The organism is Streptomyces sp. NPDC005878 (genome assembly GCF_040629815.1).
GTDB lineage: Bacteria > Actinomycetota > Actinomycetes > Streptomycetales > Streptomycetaceae > Streptomyces.
Genome location: NZ_JBEXWK010000023.1, coordinates 61,953 through 77,716 on the forward strand (window position 1 = coordinate 61,953; position 15,764 = coordinate 77,716).

A 15,764-nucleotide genomic window follows, 5' to 3' on the forward strand; every position below is an offset into this window, starting at 1 on the left:
AGGTGAGCGCGTGGACGGGTCTGCGGGCGTCCGTGCTCATGTGCCCAATGGAGCACCCGTGAACATGCAAGCACCGATGCCGGTGTGGCCTCGCGCCTTTCAACATCAGTCAGTGCCTTCAGGTGAGCGCGTGGACGGGTCTGCGGGCGTCCGTGCTCATGTGCCCAATGGAGCACCCGTGAACATGCAAGCACCGATGCCGGTGTGGCCTCGCGCGTTTCAACACGTGTCCGAGCCAGCGTGTCGGCATTGGTCAGTGCCTTCAGGTGAGCGCGGTGACGGGCCTGCGCGCGTCCGTGCTCATGCGCCCAATGGAGCACCCGTGAACATGCGTGAGGATTACCGGGCCTTCTCCCCTGCACGCCCACCATGCTGCTCGCACGCATGGAGGCAAACGTCAATCGACTCAGGGAAGCAGTCTGTTTAGCGCGCAGTTGAGCATGATGACGGGCACTTTGAACGGCACTCAGAGCAACCGGCTGCAATGCCTGCATCTGAGCAGCACCAGACACATGAATTATGGCGAGCCCTCCTCCGGGAGGGGGCGCACACATGACCCCGTGCTTGCATTGCCGTAGGGAAACGCTAAGAGGTGCTGCCTTGTACCCAGGAAAGTCACCATCCTCACACACAGGCACGCAACCCTGCGAGGCAAGCTGAGTGATGCAAAGCGCTTCTGTGCGCGATTCACTCCACTTGCTGATACGTAGTGCACTCCTCTTAACAAAACCCAGGCTGTCGTGCCTATTGCCCCGGCTGTCGACCTGCTGGAGTGGCTCCACGGGTGAAGATGGCTCGACGTGCATAGTCATCAGTCTTGCCATCCTCCTGTTCCGCAGCTTGCCAGCATGTTGGTCAACACACATTGTTCTCTGTGTGTTGCTGTGTTTGTTTTGGTGTTTGTTGACCCCTCGACAGGACTTCGACCTCAAGTATTGTTGCAGGTCAGAGCACCTTCGCTCAAGCGTCTGGAGGAGGAAGGGGGAGAGGAAGAGACTTGACTCGTGGCAGTAGCACCGACACTGCTGCACCTGTCCTGCCGCCGCATGATCTGGGTGGAACAGGGGTGAACAGACACCACCCGCGACTGCCGGCGGTGGCCAGCGGACCCCGCCTAGCTGCCCGCTCCATGCCGGTCATGCCTGTCAGTATCAGCACGGATTCCGGACGCGGCTGGGAGTGCAGCCGCGCAGGCGCGACCTCTTCAACCAACGCACCAGAAAGCTGTGCCCCCCCCCCCCCGGAGATCGAGAAGGTCACCGCGGCGCTGGGCTGCGCGTACTCGCCGGAGAGGCGCACTGAGGTGGACATCCTTGCTCGCATTTGCCCTCCATCGGGAGTTTGAGGAGAGCCGCTGGCTCAGCCTGATGCACGCTGACCAGACGGAGAAGTAGATGCATTCTGTCGAGATTCGCGTAGGCCGCCGGCAAGGGCGACAGGTCTATCGAGAAGCGGCTGCTCACCACTTCCACGCTACGTGGCGAGGGGCAGACGAAGACACATACGGAGAGTTCGCTGGCCTCCGAAACGAGTGGCATCCGTAGGTTGCCATCGGTGACAACACTGATCCCTTCGCCTCGGACAGCTCTTGCCAATCGACGAGCAGGAAGGCCAACGCGCCTGAGAAGCCCAGGACGCTTCGGGTGGCACCAACAGTCTGCGCGACACGATCTTGTGGACCGCCGATGGGCGACGGCGCGATCTCCATCCCCGAGGGCACGCACTTCACCCGCCGCGGTCAAAGCCCGCGTCGAGATCTACGCATTGGGTCGGTCTCTGCGCGACAGGGTCCATGTAGCCACCATGACCGCACTCAGGTGCGGTTCTGGTGGGGCAAAATGGCCGGGATGCGCGGGCACAGACTCGGCACGCGGACCGGAAGGGACTGCCGAGCACAGCCGATCACCGTTGCTGTCAACCTCGACTGGCCCTGCTGCATAGGCAACGAGACCCCGCTCGACGCCTACGGCCGCACGCGACCAAGGCATCCTCTTCGAGGTTCGACCGGAGTGCTACGAAGAACGGCTCCTTCGACAACACGAGTTGACGGACGGCCTCGAACTCCGGACTAAAGTCTGCAGAGGGCTAGCGTCGCGTGCATGCTGAGTAAGGCGACGGGGCTCATCTTGCCCACCGGCTCACGGCTCGGCCAGCGACGACTAGGTGGTTGTAGGTGAAGCGTGATGGACGGCTTTGCGCTACTGCCACCCAGGCACACCACCACAGAGACGGGTCTTGGTAGGAAGCACCCTGTGGACTAGCAGTCGCCGAAGGCCGCTGCCACGGTGCCTGGCCTTCGATGCCTACTGACGGGAACCACACGCCCGCGGGATTCGGTGCACCCATGTGGAGGCGCTGTCTAGGGCTCGCCGGTCTGCCCCATCGCTTTCGCGTTCTATAGCCTCTGTGCACTCACCGGGGCGCCGAGCCGACGCTCCGCCCACCTCCTGTTGGGGAGAACGGCATGGGGAATGGTGGGCCCGTCCGGAGCTGGCATGCTCGAGCGACCCACGTGGGACAGAAGGCTTGGGTGGAATGTCGTCGCATCGAGCGCCACGTCGAGTAGCGCGAAAGGGGGCCTGTACGAGTACTCTGCCCGCTCGTTCCACCCCGGAACGGGCACAGCCGGTCGCTAGATCAGCGCCTTCATTTGCATCGGCATGGCCGGGAGGAAGGGCCCTCTTTCGATGGGAACCCCAGTCCGTGCGGTGGCTGAACGGGGTCATGCAGGTGGCGTATTGGCTGCCTTGCCGTGGTGCAGTTTCGGTGCGTGCCAGGGAGTCGGGGCTCTGCTTCATGCCAGCACTCACAGAAGAGGAGATCGGGCATATTGCCCTAAACAGGTCACACGTGAAGCGCTCCCTAGCCTCTTGACCTGCTCTTTTGTAGATTTTCGCGCGAGAGGGCCTATCGGAACTCGGTTGGGGTGAATGGACGCTGGAAGCCCTGTTCGGCCGTCACAGGGGCACACAGGGCTTCTGGGGGAGGCGGCGGCCAGGATTGGCGGCACGCGTTCAGTGCGAGGTCGCTGATGAGTGGCGAGTCATTCGTGCATGTGAGCGAGCAGGCGGGGTCCCACGGTGCTGATCTTCATCGGAACCATCGCTCTGCGGTGCCGTTCTCCGAGTTGTTTGGTGACCGGCATGCTGTCCGTTGGTTGCCGGGCGGCAGCTGGGAACCGGTCCAGATCCGGGCCGCGCGAGTTATGGGGCCGTTGGGGCGAGGCCGAGGGCTCCGGCTACCACGGCCTCATGCTGGCCGGCGCGCAGCTCAGCCGCTGCGCTCGTCAGGTTGAAGACGCAGCCTTTGGCGGACGCGCACGGATTACGCCGTGGAAGAGGACTCGTTGGGGCTCTTCATCCACCTTTCGTGCCGTCGTCCCAAATCCATCTGCCGTCGGATGCCACAACCAGTCCCTCGATCACTTCGCCGGTGGCAGGGTCGATGGCGCAGCCGTCGGCACGCACGTACTGGGGCAGAGCCACGGCAGGGTGGGGGAGGGGGGACTGCTGAGCGGCGCGGCGGCGCTCGGCAAGGCGTACCTGTTCGAGGCGCCAGTGGGTTCGTTGGGCCTCGTGGTGTCGGCGTCGTCGTTCTGCCGTGCCGGCGGTACCCAGGCGTTCGGCGGTCTCGGTCCAGTTGGCCACGGGGTCGGTGCAGTGCTGCGTCGGCGCTCCGATGCCTTCCAGGGCGGTGGGGGAGAGGTGGTAGAGCTCGCCTTCGTGACGGATGAGTCCGAGGTTCTTGAGCTTTCCGAGCTGTCGGTAGGCGGTCGGGCGGGAGATGGAAGCGCTGGCCTGGAGTTCGGTCCGGCTCTGTCCGTCTCGTTCGGCCAGGGCGGCTAGGACCGCGAGTCCGCTGCCGCCGAGGCCGTGGTGGGCGAAGGCGTCAAGGGACATCAGTCGGCTTGCCGTTCTGGAGTCGAGGTTGGCGTCGGTGTCGCTCTGTCTCACGGCTGGGCCACTCATGGCCCCCCCAGCCTCCGGCCCTTTGGGGGTGGACCAGTGGTGAGACGTGGTGGAAGGCAGGCGGGAGATGAGCATCCAGCGGGCGCCTTCGGTGGGGGAGCCGTTGTCGAGCTGGCGCAGCATCCTGGCGTCGAGGAGGCGTTGGTTGGACTTGTGGGCGGTGGTCCGGCTGCAGCCCATCCTCTCGGCGAGGTCTCGTTCGGAGACGGTGTGGTCCCAGCTGCCAGCCTGGGAGCAGATGTCCATGCGGGCGATGAGGTTGCGAAGGTCGGTCTTTCCGGCGATGCCCTTCCAGGGGGTGCACTCGATGCGGGAGCGGAGGGCGGCCAGGGCTGCGTGGAAGTCCTGGCGGGTGGTGAGTGGGTCGGTGGAGCGGACGTACTGCTGGGCGCCGTCCCAGGCCCGCTGGAGCCATGCGGCGGCCTTGTCGTAGCCGCGGCGGTGTTGGAGGGTGCGGGCGTGCCGGCCGGCCTTGTAGGGGCCGTCGAGCATGACCTGGACGAAGGAGGCACGGTTCCATCCTGCGCGGACGGCGTCGGCGGCGACGGCGCGGGTGATGGCCCAGGCGTGGTCGGATGCGGCGGTGTTCTTCCCGCCGCGCTGGAGGTTGCCGGTCGCGTACGCGGCGTCCTGGTCGCCGAGGACGAGGAGCTTGTGCATCCGTACGGAGAGGGGCGGGAGCGGGGCGAGGAGTCCGGTCCGTGGCAGCTGTGCCCCGGGGCGGGCGGGCGCGGAGGGCTTCGTCTGCCGGTGCGCCGGATATGCGTGCCGGGAGGTGAGCGCGGCCGTGCTCGGTATGGGGGAGTGGCGGGATGCAGGTGTCGACAGTGCGGTGGCTGCGGGGAGTAGGGCGGTCGCTCTGTTCATGGTCACAGCGCCCCTGCGGAAGTCCTTGAGACGGCGATGGAGCGGTCCCTCGGGCGTGGCGGAAGTGCTGAGGCAGCGACCCGTGCATCGCTCAGCGGAGGGAGGAGAAGCAGGCCCGAGCAGAGGGCATAGCTGGATGATTCGGGCAGGGGTGGGTGACAAGCGGCAGCCGTCTGCTGCATCATGAACGCGATCCGTTCCCGGTGGTGTTGTGGAACGTCGAGGCCCCCTGGCAGGGGCGCGAGCTCCGGAGTGGGAGTGATTTCGCCCGGTCCCTCCGAACGGAGAAGCCGGGACTCGCTCGACTGGCAGGTCGGGCGATGACGATGGGCCGGCGGTTGATGAGGTGGTGGCACACCGCATCAGGCGCAAGGCCGGGCCCGGGTGTTGGGCAGACAACACCGGGGCCGCAGGGTGCTAGGTCATCGAATGCTCCCCGTTCGGGGGTTTTCCGTTCGTGACTGACATGTCGTTCTCCCTGGCTGGTTGGGGCCTACGCGGAGGCCGACGTGCGTGTGCGCCCGGCAGCGCGGACCGCTGTGCGGGCGTCGAGGGGGCCGACGTGCGGCTCGGGGAGAGCCTGCGGCTCGGGTCGGGGTCACGCGGCCTGGGCGGCCGCGAAGCGCGGGTGAGAGATAACGACGCTGGACCCGATGGCCGCCTGGACGGCGTTGCGCATCAGCCGCCCGTAGGCGACCAGGGGATCGCCGTGCGCGTGATCGGGGGCCAGGATGCTGACGGCGGCGACCACGCGGGGTTCGGCTCCGGGCACCGCCGGGGCGCCGGGCAGGCGGCGGACCGGAACGGAGACGAGGATCCAGCCGGGCAGGGGCGCCTCGGTGAGTGCGACCTGGATGGACCGGATCTGCCGCAGGTCCTCGCGCAGAGGGGTGTCATGGCCGGCGAGGTTGGCGAGCATGACGAGGCCCGGGGCGTCGGAATCGAGGGGTGCCCGGCGCAGTCGGTCCACGGCCCGGGGGGTGGAGGCCAGTTCGCGGCGCAGGCGCACGTCGTGGGCTCCGGCGGCGCCGATGCACAGGCGTTCGCCGGTGATGGGGGAGTAGGTGTGCAGGAGTACGGCCTGCTCGGTGCGGCTGTGCAGGCCCTCGAGGAGCAGGGCGGCGTCGAGCAGGGGAGTGGAGCTGGGGTGCACGAGACCCGGCGTGTCGGTCGCGGCGGCAGGAGTGGGGCGCAGCTCCCAGTAGCCGAAGCGCGGCCGGAAGCAGACCTTCGCCTTGAAGAGGTGGAGCAGCCTCCGGCGCACTTCCTCCTCGTCCATGGTCGTCCGGGCGGTGATCTCGCTCAACTTGTGCGGGCCGGGGCCGAGCTGGAGCAGGGCATGGAGCACTGCGTTCGTGCGGTCGCGCTCCCTACGCTGATGCGAACTACGTGAGCCGATGTCCACAATTCCTCCCCGTTGCGCCAATTCAGCACGTCAGCAGGGGCAGTTGGTGCTGTTGGTCCGTCTACAAGATCTCTACCTGGGCGTATAGGGGTATGACCAGGAACACCCTCTTCCGGAAGACCCTCTTCCTGTGACAGATCGTGAACGGTGATTCGGATCTTGTGGAGGAAGATGCCGTTTTCGGGGTATTCGCTCTTGTCGCACTGCGTCAGGTGTGTGGAAACTTTCACGTTTTCGGCGGAGCGAAATGTCGATACATAGTCGTCGTCCACCACGGGAATCGGCGATATCTCCGCCCACGGAAGCGGGCATACGGTGCAAAACGGCAGGTCAGTGGTGTAGACCTTTGCCGCTATCCAGGCCCCGCGTCCAGAGGCTAGCGGTCCGCGATCCACCAAGTCCCTCTACTTCAGCCCGCTTTGGGTAGAGGGGGCGGGAACATCCAGTTGTGCGGGCGGTCGTCATGGGCTGGTGCCCGTGGTGAGTGTGATCGGCGCGATCGCGCTCTCAGCACAGTCCGGGCCCAGCTGGTCGATGCTGGCGGCGACAGCTTGGTACACGGTGCGGCACAGCGCCCGGCCGGGAGGATCCTCCCGGCTCCACCAGCGGCCCCGGCGAGCCGCCACATCCATCAGTTCCGCGAGCTGCAGCCCGGACAGTTCTACGCGCACGAGCCCGGCGCCGGCCAGCCGCTGCATTCCGTCGGCGAAGTGCACGGTGCCATATCGACGCGCACACCGGGTGAGCAGCGACGCCCATACCGAGGGCGCGCACAGCAACTCGATCCGGGTGATGCCCAAGGCGACGTCCAGCCTGCGGCGCCGTCGCGTCCACTCCATCGCGTACCTCCCCGTCCTCAACCACGGCGTGCCACCGGCCGCGCGGCACTGCCACAGCCACCCACCCACGCGACGGCGGACATGACGGTCGCCTTGTCTCGTCAGTGGCAGCAGGCGGGAGCCGACCTCAACTGGTGTTCCTCCCGGCGGGAAGAATCGCTGGGGCGCGCTGAGAACCGGTGATTTCTCGGGCACGCTGGCCATGACCGCACCGAATCAACCGCCCAGAAGGGGAGACGTCGCAGCAGGCGGGCGTGAGCGAGCAGCCGCGGTCGAGAGGGCCGACCACAGCGCCGGCTCCGCGATGCCGCTCACCTCCTGGTCCCGCATCAGATCCAGGCTCGACGCCGCGAACAGCACCGCCCGTCCGGTGGTTGCTCAGATCAGGAGGCAAGCAAGCATGCACAGCCAGCCAGCAGGGGGAGACGCGGGCTGGGTCCCGAGCGCACAGAGCCAGCCGATCAACGTCGACGACGCCGCTCCCGACCACGGGCCCTTCGCCGCCGCCTACACGGGCCCGGCCTGGTACGGCCAGGCCCCCGCCCCCCAACCCGTGCCCGCCCCAGCGCCGTCCGTGTCCCAGCTGCACGCCCCTCACCCACAGCAGGACACCGCGCCCGCGGTGCCCGAACCCTGGGCCGTCCAGCAGCCGGTGCAACCGGCACCGGTGCAGGCCATGCCGTCACCTCCCCTGGCCTCCCCAAGCCCGCTGCCCGCGGCCGCGGGCGCGCTTCAGCAATCCGCACCGCCGCCCTTGCAGGCCGGATACGGATACCCGCCAGCTGTCGCCTCCCCCGCCCCGGCCGCGCTCGAAGGAGCGGCGTTCCACGCCGGCGGCCCCGCGCAGGCTGCCGCAGCCTGGCCGCCGCGGCAGCACACCGCGGCGATGCCGGCCACCGCGCAGGCGGCCCCCCTGGCCCCGTACGCGCCGCCGCAGCCGGTACCTCCGGGTCCGGCGCACGCTCCCCTGGGGCACAGCGCCGCGACCGAGCTGTCCTCCGAACGGCTCCTGCGCGGTGCTCCGCCCAAGCCCCGCAGCGCCCGCCCCGGAACCCGCCCGGCCCGCTTCCGTATCGGCGGTGCGCGCGAGGACGCCGAGCTGCAGCGCAAGCTCGAGCTCATCCGCACCCCGGTCCACGCCTGCTACCGGATCGCCGTGATCAGCCTCAAGGGCGGCGTCGGTAAGACCACGGTGACCACAGCCCTCGGCGCGACGCTCGCCAGCGAGCGCCAGGACAAGGTCCTGGCCATCGATGCCAACCCGGACGCCGGCACCCTCGGGCGCCGAGTGCGGCGCGAGACCGGTGCGACCATCCGCGACCTCGTGCAGGCCATCCCCACCCTGAACACCTACATGGACATCCGCGCCTTCACCTCGCAGGCCCCCTCCGGCCTCGAAATCCTCGCCAACGACGTCGACCCGGCCATCTCCACCACCTTCAACGACGACGACTACCGCCGCGCCATCGACGTACTGGGTCGCCAGTACCCGATCATCCTCACTGACTCCGGCACTGGCCTGCTCTACAGCGCCATGCGCGGCGTCCTGGACCTGGCCGACCAACTGATCGTCGTTGCCACCCCGTCGGTCGACGGCGCCTCCAGCGCCAGCACCACCCTGGACTGGCTCAACGCCCACGGCTACACCGACCTGGTCAGCAGGGGGCTCACGGTGGTCTCCGGCGTACGGGAGAAGGGCCGGATGATCAAGGTGGAAGACATCATCGCGCACTTCTCAGCCCGGTGCCGGGGGGTCGTCTCGGTCCCCTTCGACGAGCACCTGGCGGCCGGCGCCGAGGTCGACCTCGACCTGATGCGCCCCAAGACCCGCGACGCCTATCTGCAGCTGTGCACCCTCGTCGCCGAGGGCTTCACCACCCGCAGAACCCCCTCGCCCGCCGCGGCCGCCGTCGCCCCAGCTCCTCACGCTTTCCCGGCCCAGCCCCCGCAGCAGCACGGCTACGCACATCCCTCCGGGTACCCGCAGCAGAGCCCGTTCCCGCCACCGCCACGGTGAACGCTCCGGGTGCAGGCCAGGCGGACGTCACGACGGGGTAAGTGCGGTCAAGTCCGCCTCCGGGGAGCCGACTTCAATCCGTCTCCCGCCGCACGGGAAGGACCTGGCATCCGGCGCCGGAAGGCCTCCACGCGGCCACAGGCTGCTCGGAGCCACCGTCGCCACCGAGGAGAATCCGCATGCCCCACACCGCCAGTCGCCACCCCTACGCGGCTCGGGCCGCAGCCACCGCCGTCGGCCTGGCCACCGCGCTGAGCCTGGCCGCCTGCGCGAGCAACGCTCCCTCCAGCGACCATGCCCCGACCTCCCACCCGCCCACGGCCTCCGCCAGTCCCGCACCCAAGGGCGTTGTAACGCTTAGCCAGGCCAACCAGATCCTGGACACCTACCAAGAGGTGAACAACCGCGCGAACGCGGCCCGCGACCCCAAGCTCCTGGCCACCGTGGAGGCAGGACAGCTGTATGCGCGCAGCAAGGCCGAGTTCGAGCAGTTCGAGACGCTCAGCGAGAAGGAGCAGAAGGACTACGGCAAGCCGTTCACCTTCACCGACCGCACCTTCTACCTGCCGGCCGGGGGCAACTGGTTCGCCGCCCAGGCGACCACCACCGGCAAGAACCACACGGTCATGGTGTTCGAGAAGTCCTCCGCCACCGACAACCGGTGGAAGAAGGTGGTGTCCCTGTTCCCCGCCAAGGCCCTGCCACCGGTGCAGACCCGAGACGGCCTGGCGAGCACTGCACCCGCGGCAACCAAGGTGGGAGGCCTGGCGCCCGAGAGCGTGACCGCGGCCATCGAGGACCTCTTCGCCACCGGCGGCACCAGGCAGGGCGCAGCACTGGACCGGACGAACGAGAACGCCAAGAGCATCCTCAAGACCTACAAGGAGCGCGGGAAGAGCCTCGGCCCGCGGGCCAAGGTGAGCTTCTTCCCCGCCACCCCGGTCAACGAGAAGGTGTACGCCCTGCGCACCCGGGACGGCGTCCTCGCGATCGCGCCTCTCGCGCACAACGAGGAGAGTCTCGTTCTGCAGCCCGGCCTGCAGATCACCCCAGGCAAGGTCGGATCGGTGTACGACAAGTCGCCGCGTCCGCTGACGGTCGACGTCTTCCAGGGTGAAGCCCTCGTGCTCCTGCCCGAGAAGGGCCAGCCCGACATTCTGGACTACCGCTACGCCCAGACCGATTCGCGCTGACGACAGGCTGATGTGCGCGCGGCGCTGGAGCCGTCGGCGCCACCGACGGCTTCACCGAGCGCGGGAATCCAGGTCGGCGGAGGCGCAACTACGAAGGGACCCGGCATCTGCCGGGTCCCTTCGTTCTCGTAGCGGGGACAGGATTTGAACCTGCGACCTCTGGGTTATGAGCCCAGCGAGCTACCGAGCTGCTCCACCCCGCGTCGGTGCTGCCACCTTACACAACGGGCCGGGGCGGGACGGCAAAGGGGCGACGAGCTACTTGCCCTTGGCCGCTTCCTTCAACTTCGAGCCCGCGGAGACCTTCACGCCGAAGCCGGCGGGGATGTTGATCGGCTCGCCGGTCTGCGGGTTGCGTGCGGTGCGCGCGGAGCGCTGAGTACGCTCGAAGGTCAGGAAGCCCGGGACGGTGATCTTCTCGTCGCCCTTGGCGACCACCTCACCGGCGACCTCGGCGAGGGCGGACAGCACCGCGTCGGCGTCCTTGCGGGGCACCTCGGCACGGTCGGCCAGCGCGGCCACCAGCTCACTGCGGTTCATGATGTTGCACTCCAGATCTGTGGATCGCCCGGCCGCATGGCACGGGACATGTCGCGGGCAATCCTGCCATTGGCCCCACGGCGCTGCCGTGCCGCCGTCACCGCCGACGCGCTGCGACTTCCCCGCAGGCGCTGTGAGCGCAAGGTCGCGCCACGGGCGGGGTGCCGCATCCAGGACCGCGCAACCCGTTGTGGTCCGAGCCGAGCGGGCCTACCGGCAAGGGCCTGCCAGCCCGGCGGTCTGGCGGTCGGAGTCGTAAGCGGAATGACCGCAGGAGCGCTGTTCAAGCAGGCGTGGAAGATGTTGGGCCACGATGAGGACGCCCCGGACGCCACCGACGAAGACCGCTCCTCGCGCGAGGTGCTGCTCGCTGCCACGCTGCAAGGGGTGATCTTCGCCGGTGTCAGAGCCACCGTCGACCGCGCCGGGGCCACCGCCACCCGCCGCTTGACCGGTACCTGGCCCGGTTGACGTATGAGGATGAGCAAGGGCCGGTACGACACGGATACCGGCCCTCATCGTCCCCGGCACGTATCCGTACGAAGGACGCCCACAGTCATGTCCGATCAGCATGCGGCCACCGCGCTGACCGCCGCCGCAGTCATCGCCACGATCTTGGTCGCCCGTGCAGTCGTCCTTCACCAGGGCGACCGAAGGCGTGCCGCGCGCGCAGCAGACCTCGCGCGCCCTCGCACCGCATTTTGCGCGGACAAGGCCGCGTCATCTGCGGCCGGGGCCTCGGACGCCGCCGCCTGCGCCGTGCGAGCGGCTGAGCAGCACGTCCACCACTGCTGGCAGCAACTCCAGACGCGCGCTGACCCATCCGAGTGACCCGCCCGTGAGCGGCAGTCGGCGATGCCTCGGCGCAAGCACGCAGCGGTCGGCGAGCGGCGGCACGGTCGGGCGAGAGCACGGGCGGGGGCTTACGGTGTAGCGTCAGAGTCAGCTGTCATGGTTCCGAAGTACCGGTCGCCCGTGAGCGTGCGCACGGGCGTTTCTGCTGTCCAGAGTGTCTGAGGACCAAGGCGATCACCTCCGGTTCCCGCGCAGTGCAGGAACCGATTCCCAGTCGCCTTGGAGGACAGAATGGCCAGCGGAACCGTCAAGTGGTTCAACTCGGAAAAGGGCTTCGGCTTCATCGAGCAGGACGGCGGCGGCCCCGACGTCTTCGCCCACTACTCCAACATCGCCAGCTCCGGCTTTCGTGAACTCCAGGAAGGCCAGAAGGTGAACTTCGACGTCACCCAGGGCCCGAAGGGCCCCCAGGCGGAGAACATCACCCCCGCCTGAACGGCTTGGTCCTCCACGGCACCCGCGCGCCACCTCGTTGGGCGGGTGCCGTGCGCTCTGCACCAGCAGAGCACCAGCTGCACCCCCCTTGACGGCTGCCCTCGCGCGCTCGCCGTGCACCGTGGAATCGCGCCGCCGTCCGACTGGTCCCGGCCATCGCAGTTATAAGCGAGTGGCAGACCCAGCGCGAGGCTGCAGGAGGATCCCGTGAGCTGCGGCCGTCTCTCCCGGCCGCAGGGTCCACGGCACGGATGGGATCTCGGCGAGCCACCCGTCGGCCAGGAGCTGCTGGACGATGATGCCCCGCAGGGTGCGCGGCCAGCCCAGACTGGAGCACAGCTGACCGTACGAAGGGCTGTGCCCATGCCTGGTCCGGAACACGGCGGTGGCCTGGGCGGCTTGCAGGCCGTGGCCGGGGTTGCGCGCCTTCCAGGCGTCGTACGCGTCGCGTACGTGGCGCGGGGCCTTGCCGGTGTAGCGGGTTGCCGTGAAAGCAGCCGCCACCTGAGCGCGGGGTAGGCGGCACACGGTGCAGCGCTCGACCGCTTCCGCGTTCTGCCGCACCGTCGGGCGGGCCTCCTGCTTCCACTGTGCCCACTCCGCCTTGGTGGTCCGGGCTGGCCGGGGGACCTTCCACGGACCTTTGCGCGGTGGGGAGTCGTCCGGGTCGGCCCGGTGAGGCAGTCGGCCAACCAGGTTCCGCATGGAGGAATCGAGCCGGTAGCGGTCGCCGTCGAGATGGGTGAGGAAGCCGCTCGTCACCAGGCCGGGCAGGCGGTCACGGCAGGCTCGCGGCAGGTCGTCCGGCAGCGTGCCGTTCAGATGGGCTGAGGCGTGAGCCGTCAGGAACAGCGCGGCAAGCCGGGCGGCCGGCGGGCTCCCCGTGAGCAGAGGGGCAGCCAGGGTGCGCGTGGTCCAGTCGGACACCCGCGACCGCGGATCCTTCCCGAGGGGAAGAGGGTGGTCGCCCGGTCCGGCCGCCAGGGCCGGCACGGTCACCAGGGCTGGAGCCTCGGCGTTCGGGTCCAGGAGCAGTTCAGGAAGCTGCCAGCCCAAAGCACGCAGATCAGCGACGGCCTGGTCCGCATCGTCCAGGCGAAGCGCCCTCACAGCGGCGGCCGTGAGCCTGCCGGTGCCGCCCCGCGCGGCCCGGATGGCGATGATCACGGCGAGCAGCTGGGCGTCGGGCGAGGACAGCGGCAGGGCAGCCGCGTAGGAGAGGAGGCGACGGGCGGCGTGCCCCTGCGGGATGGTCAGCAGGAAGGACGCTACAGGCGCCAAGGGAGTGGCAGGCTTCGGCATGATCGGCATTGTCTCCTGGACGCCAGTCCGCCCATCATGCAGCAGATGAGCGGGCCAAGAAGGGCCACACCGCCACGAGGTTCACCCGGGCGGGCGGGCCTCAAGCCCGAAGGGGACAGGTGAGCGGGAGGACGCGTTCGGTCAGCTGCCCGGTGAGCTGGGTATCGGTGAGGGCGGCGTCGACGAGCCAGTCCGCTGCGGTCAGCTGGTCGACCAGGCGCTGCAGTTCACCCGAATCGGTCGGGACCCAAGCGGCGAGAGCGTGCAGGGCGATGCCCTGGCCACCGGGACCGAGGCGCCCCGCGGCGTCGGTCTGGGTGGCCAGCGTCAGGGCGAGCAGCCGTGTGCCGGCGGTGGCCTTGGCCTTGCGGAGCTTCTTGTCTGAGATGACCTTCTGGGCCCAGCCGGAGAGCTTGGCCCGCATCTTCTTGCCGAACGTGAACGGGCCCGCCTTGTCCTCGTGGGGTACCAGGGAGGGGATGGTGATCTGGGTGGGGTTCTCCGGCCGGGAGGCGAGCAGGTCCCCGGCGGTGCCGGGCAGGGTGAGCCAGCCGCAGCCGGTCAGCTTCTCGACCAGGTCCTCCGGGTCGGCCAGGCCCAGCGCGGTGAGGTCCTGGCCGACGAGGTTGCCGGTGCCGGTGTGCGCGGTGCGCAAGGTCAGCATCAGCGTGAGCAGCCGTGCCTCCGGGCCGGGCAGCGGGCTGTGGTCGGCCACGTACGCGAGGACAGAGCGTGCGTGGTCCCCCTGTGTCGGCACGTTCAGCAGGCGCGACACGGCCGGTCCGTCGCTGTCCGTGATGCCACCGGTGCGCTGCTGGTGCTGGAAGCGGGCGGCGATGGCGGCCTGCTCGGCGCGCCGGGCCTCCAGCCGCAGGCTCTCGATGCCGCTGACGTCGGCCCAGGTGGTGAAGGCCCGTGCCTTGCGCTCCTGGAGGTCGGCGAGGAGCTCCAGGTCAGGCTCGGTGCGCTGTTGGTAGGCGCGGAAGAGGTCACCGAGTTCGACGAGCTCGTCCCGCAAGGCGACGGGCCGCAGATCGTGGGGGATGACACGCTGGGCGATCTTCGCCTGTGGTGGGCGGCGGCGTGCAGGTGCGGAGCGGGGAGCCGGCAGCCCCGTCCCGGCCGCGGCCTGGCGGTCGGAGAAATGCGCCGTGCTCGGCGCTGCGGCGGACAGGGGTTCGGAAGGCCGGGGCCCGGTGGCCTGGGAGGTGGCCGCGGTCTTCGCTCCGGGTGTGGCGGCCGCGCACCGCGAGCAGCACTCCATGGCCTGCCACCAGCGTCCTTCCCGGTCGGTGACCACTGCCAGGACGACCGGCCCGCCGCATCGCCAGGGTTCGGCACGCACCTGCCGGCCGGTGTCAGGCAGATGGGTGTGGCAGCCGTCAGCTCTGCACGCGCAGTACGCCCCGGGCCTGGGGGCGGGGGCGGCGCGCAGGTGCGCCTTGAGGTGGGCGACCGCCGCCGCACGGCCGACGGCCGCGGACGGCAGGCGCTGATCCGCACAGGCGGGGCGGCTGCACGAGATGCGTACCGCCGCGCTGCCCCGGCCGGCGGCGTCCAGACGCACCGTCCACCGGCGCCCCGGGACCCGCTCGTCCACCTCGCTCACCGCGGCCTGCGTCATCCTGCTCTTCCTCCCGTTTGTGTTCCCAACTGCCCCGCCCGCCGGATGGTGCGCGGCGGCGGGCCCACCGTACGCGGCACGGGCTGGGCAAGCGGTGAACTCGCCGTGTTCGCCCGCGGCGCCGCGCAGCCGCAGACCCCGACAACTCCGTGCGGGGAGGTGGCCTGGTCTATCCGTCGTGGAGTGCGCAGCCGGTGGAGGAGAAGCAGACAGGATCCTCGATCATGTGCAGGTGCTGCTGGTAGACGCCGTCCCATTCCGCCGCGTCGTACGGATGGATGACCACGGGCTGTTCGGCGGCCATGCCTTTGGAAGCGGTCGTGATGTAGGGGAAGCTATGGCGGGCGGCAACCGCCCTCGGGTCCGTTCGCGGCGGGAAGGCCACCGACGGGTTCACCCACAAGCGGGCGATGCCGTCCACGTCTCCGTCCAGCGCCAGGAACTCGTGCTCAACCAGCCAAGCGACCACCGCGCGCAGACGGGCGACGGGCACACCCAGTTCGTCGGCCCAGTGGGCGAACTCGAATGAAATCGGTCCGCTGCCCTTGAGCCGACCGGACAGGATGTCCAGCACATCCCGGCAGGTCCCCTCATTGCGCGGAGGCTTCCTCCCGTCGGCGGCCCGGGCCTGGATGCGGTGCAGGAAGCCGGCCGCCATTCCCGCCGGTCCGGTGATGACACCGAAGTCACACGTGCAGCTGCTCACGAACAGCACAACG

Annotated in this window: 11 protein-coding genes and 1 tRNA gene; 4 read left to right on the forward strand and 8 right to left on the reverse strand. The window is 69.0% G+C overall.

Annotation, left to right across the window (positions count from 1 at the left end; all coding sequences use genetic code 11):
- Positions 1 to 3,356: 3,356 nt before the first annotated feature.
- The 3 genes from ABZ404_RS28005 to ABZ404_RS28015 form a co-directional block, all read right to left on the reverse strand.
- Positions 3,357 to 4,835, reverse strand: coding sequence for a helix-turn-helix domain-containing protein (locus tag ABZ404_RS28005; protein ID WP_358836469.1), 1,479 nt, complete (start codon positions 4,833 to 4,835; stop codon positions 3,357 to 3,359).
- Between the two features lie 598 nt (positions 4,836 to 5,433).
- Positions 5,434 to 6,183 carry a hypothetical protein gene (locus ABZ404_RS28010; RefSeq protein ID WP_358837783.1) on the reverse strand — a complete coding sequence of 250 codons (750 nt, stop codon included), beginning with the start codon at positions 6,181 to 6,183 and terminating at the stop codon, positions 5,434 to 5,436.
- Positions 6,184 to 6,701: 518 nt separating this feature from the next.
- The gene (locus ABZ404_RS28015) at positions 6,702 to 7,079 is read right to left on the reverse strand and encodes a hypothetical protein (protein ID WP_358837782.1); all 378 of its coding nucleotides are present in this window, start codon (positions 7,077 to 7,079) and stop codon (positions 6,702 to 6,704) included.
- Between the two features lie 400 nt (positions 7,080 to 7,479).
- Between ABZ404_RS28015 and ABZ404_RS28020 the strand changes: the two genes are divergently transcribed.
- Both ABZ404_RS28020 and ABZ404_RS28025 read left to right on the forward strand, forming a co-directional pair.
- Positions 7,480 to 9,096, forward strand: coding sequence for a MinD/ParA family protein (locus ABZ404_RS28020; protein WP_358991025.1), 1,617 nt, complete (start codon positions 7,480 to 7,482; stop codon positions 9,094 to 9,096).
- A gap of 179 nt (positions 9,097 to 9,275) precedes the next feature.
- Positions 9,276 to 10,289, forward strand: coding sequence for a hypothetical protein (locus tag ABZ404_RS28025; RefSeq protein WP_358837017.1), 1,014 nt, complete (start codon positions 9,276 to 9,278; stop codon positions 10,287 to 10,289).
- Positions 10,290 to 10,418: 129 nt separating this feature from the next.
- Here the strand turns inward: ABZ404_RS28025 and ABZ404_RS28030 are convergent.
- A tRNA-Met gene (locus ABZ404_RS28030) sits at positions 10,419 to 10,492 on the reverse strand.
- A gap of 55 nt (positions 10,493 to 10,547) precedes the next feature.
- The gene (locus tag ABZ404_RS28035; RefSeq protein ID WP_358837016.1) at positions 10,548 to 10,829 is read right to left on the reverse strand and encodes an HU family DNA-binding protein; all 282 of its coding nucleotides are present in this window, start codon (positions 10,827 to 10,829) and stop codon (positions 10,548 to 10,550) included.
- 168 nt (positions 10,830 to 10,997) lie between these two features.
- Between ABZ404_RS28035 and ABZ404_RS28040 the strand changes: the two genes are divergently transcribed.
- Positions 10,998 to 11,300 carry a DUF4235 domain-containing protein gene (locus ABZ404_RS28040; protein WP_358837019.1) on the forward strand — a complete coding sequence of 101 codons (303 nt, stop codon included), beginning with the start codon at positions 10,998 to 11,000 and terminating at the stop codon, positions 11,298 to 11,300.
- Positions 11,301 to 11,915: 615 nt separating this feature from the next.
- Positions 11,916 to 12,119: a cold-shock protein gene (locus ABZ404_RS28045; RefSeq protein WP_358837015.1), complete on the forward strand. Its 204-nt coding sequence runs from the start codon at positions 11,916 to 11,918 to the stop codon at positions 12,117 to 12,119.
- 162 nt (positions 12,120 to 12,281) lie between these two features.
- On the opposite strand, the gene ABZ404_RS28050 is transcribed toward ABZ404_RS28045, so the two are convergent.
- From ABZ404_RS28050 to ABZ404_RS28060, 3 genes are all read right to left on the reverse strand, one after another.
- Positions 12,282 to 13,421 carry a hypothetical protein gene (locus ABZ404_RS28050; RefSeq protein WP_358837014.1) on the reverse strand — a complete coding sequence of 380 codons (1,140 nt, stop codon included), beginning with the start codon at positions 13,419 to 13,421 and terminating at the stop codon, positions 12,282 to 12,284.
- Between the two features lie 100 nt (positions 13,422 to 13,521).
- Complete coding sequence (locus ABZ404_RS28055) at positions 13,522 to 15,045, reverse strand: hypothetical protein (protein ID WP_358991028.1); 1,524 nt, start codon at positions 15,043 to 15,045, stop codon at positions 13,522 to 13,524.
- A 169-nt stretch (positions 15,046 to 15,214) separates the two neighbouring features.
- Positions 15,215 to 15,760, reverse strand: a complete 546-nt coding sequence (locus tag ABZ404_RS28060; protein ID WP_358837672.1) for a hypothetical protein — start codon at positions 15,758 to 15,760, stop codon at positions 15,215 to 15,217.
- Positions 15,761 to 15,764 lie beyond the last annotated feature (4 nt).

Coding starts and splice junctions, on each gene's coding strand:
- ABZ404_RS28005 (WP_358836469.1), bottom strand. CDS start 4,835: ATGAACAGAGCGACCGCCCTACTCCCCGCAGCCACCGCACTGTCGACA.
- ABZ404_RS28015 (WP_358837782.1), bottom strand. CDS start 7,079: ATGGAGTGGACGCGACGGCGCCGCAGGCTGGACGTCGCCTTGGGCATC.
- ABZ404_RS28020 (WP_358991025.1), top strand. CDS start 7,480: ATGCACAGCCAGCCAGCAGGGGGAGACGCGGGCTGGGTCCCGAGCGCA.
- ABZ404_RS28025 (WP_358837017.1), top strand. CDS start 9,276: ATGCCCCACACCGCCAGTCGCCACCCCTACGCGGCTCGGGCCGCAGCC.
- ABZ404_RS28035 (WP_358837016.1), bottom strand. CDS start 10,829: ATGAACCGCAGTGAGCTGGTGGCCGCGCTGGCCGACCGTGCCGAGGTG.
- ABZ404_RS28045 (WP_358837015.1), top strand. CDS start 11,916: ATGGCCAGCGGAACCGTCAAGTGGTTCAACTCGGAAAAGGGCTTCGGC.
- ABZ404_RS28050 (WP_358837014.1), bottom strand. CDS start 13,421: ATGCCGAAGCCTGCCACTCCCTTGGCGCCTGTAGCGTCCTTCCTGCTG.
- ABZ404_RS28055 (WP_358991028.1), bottom strand. CDS start 15,045: ATGACGCAGGCCGCGGTGAGCGAGGTGGACGAGCGGGTCCCGGGGCGC.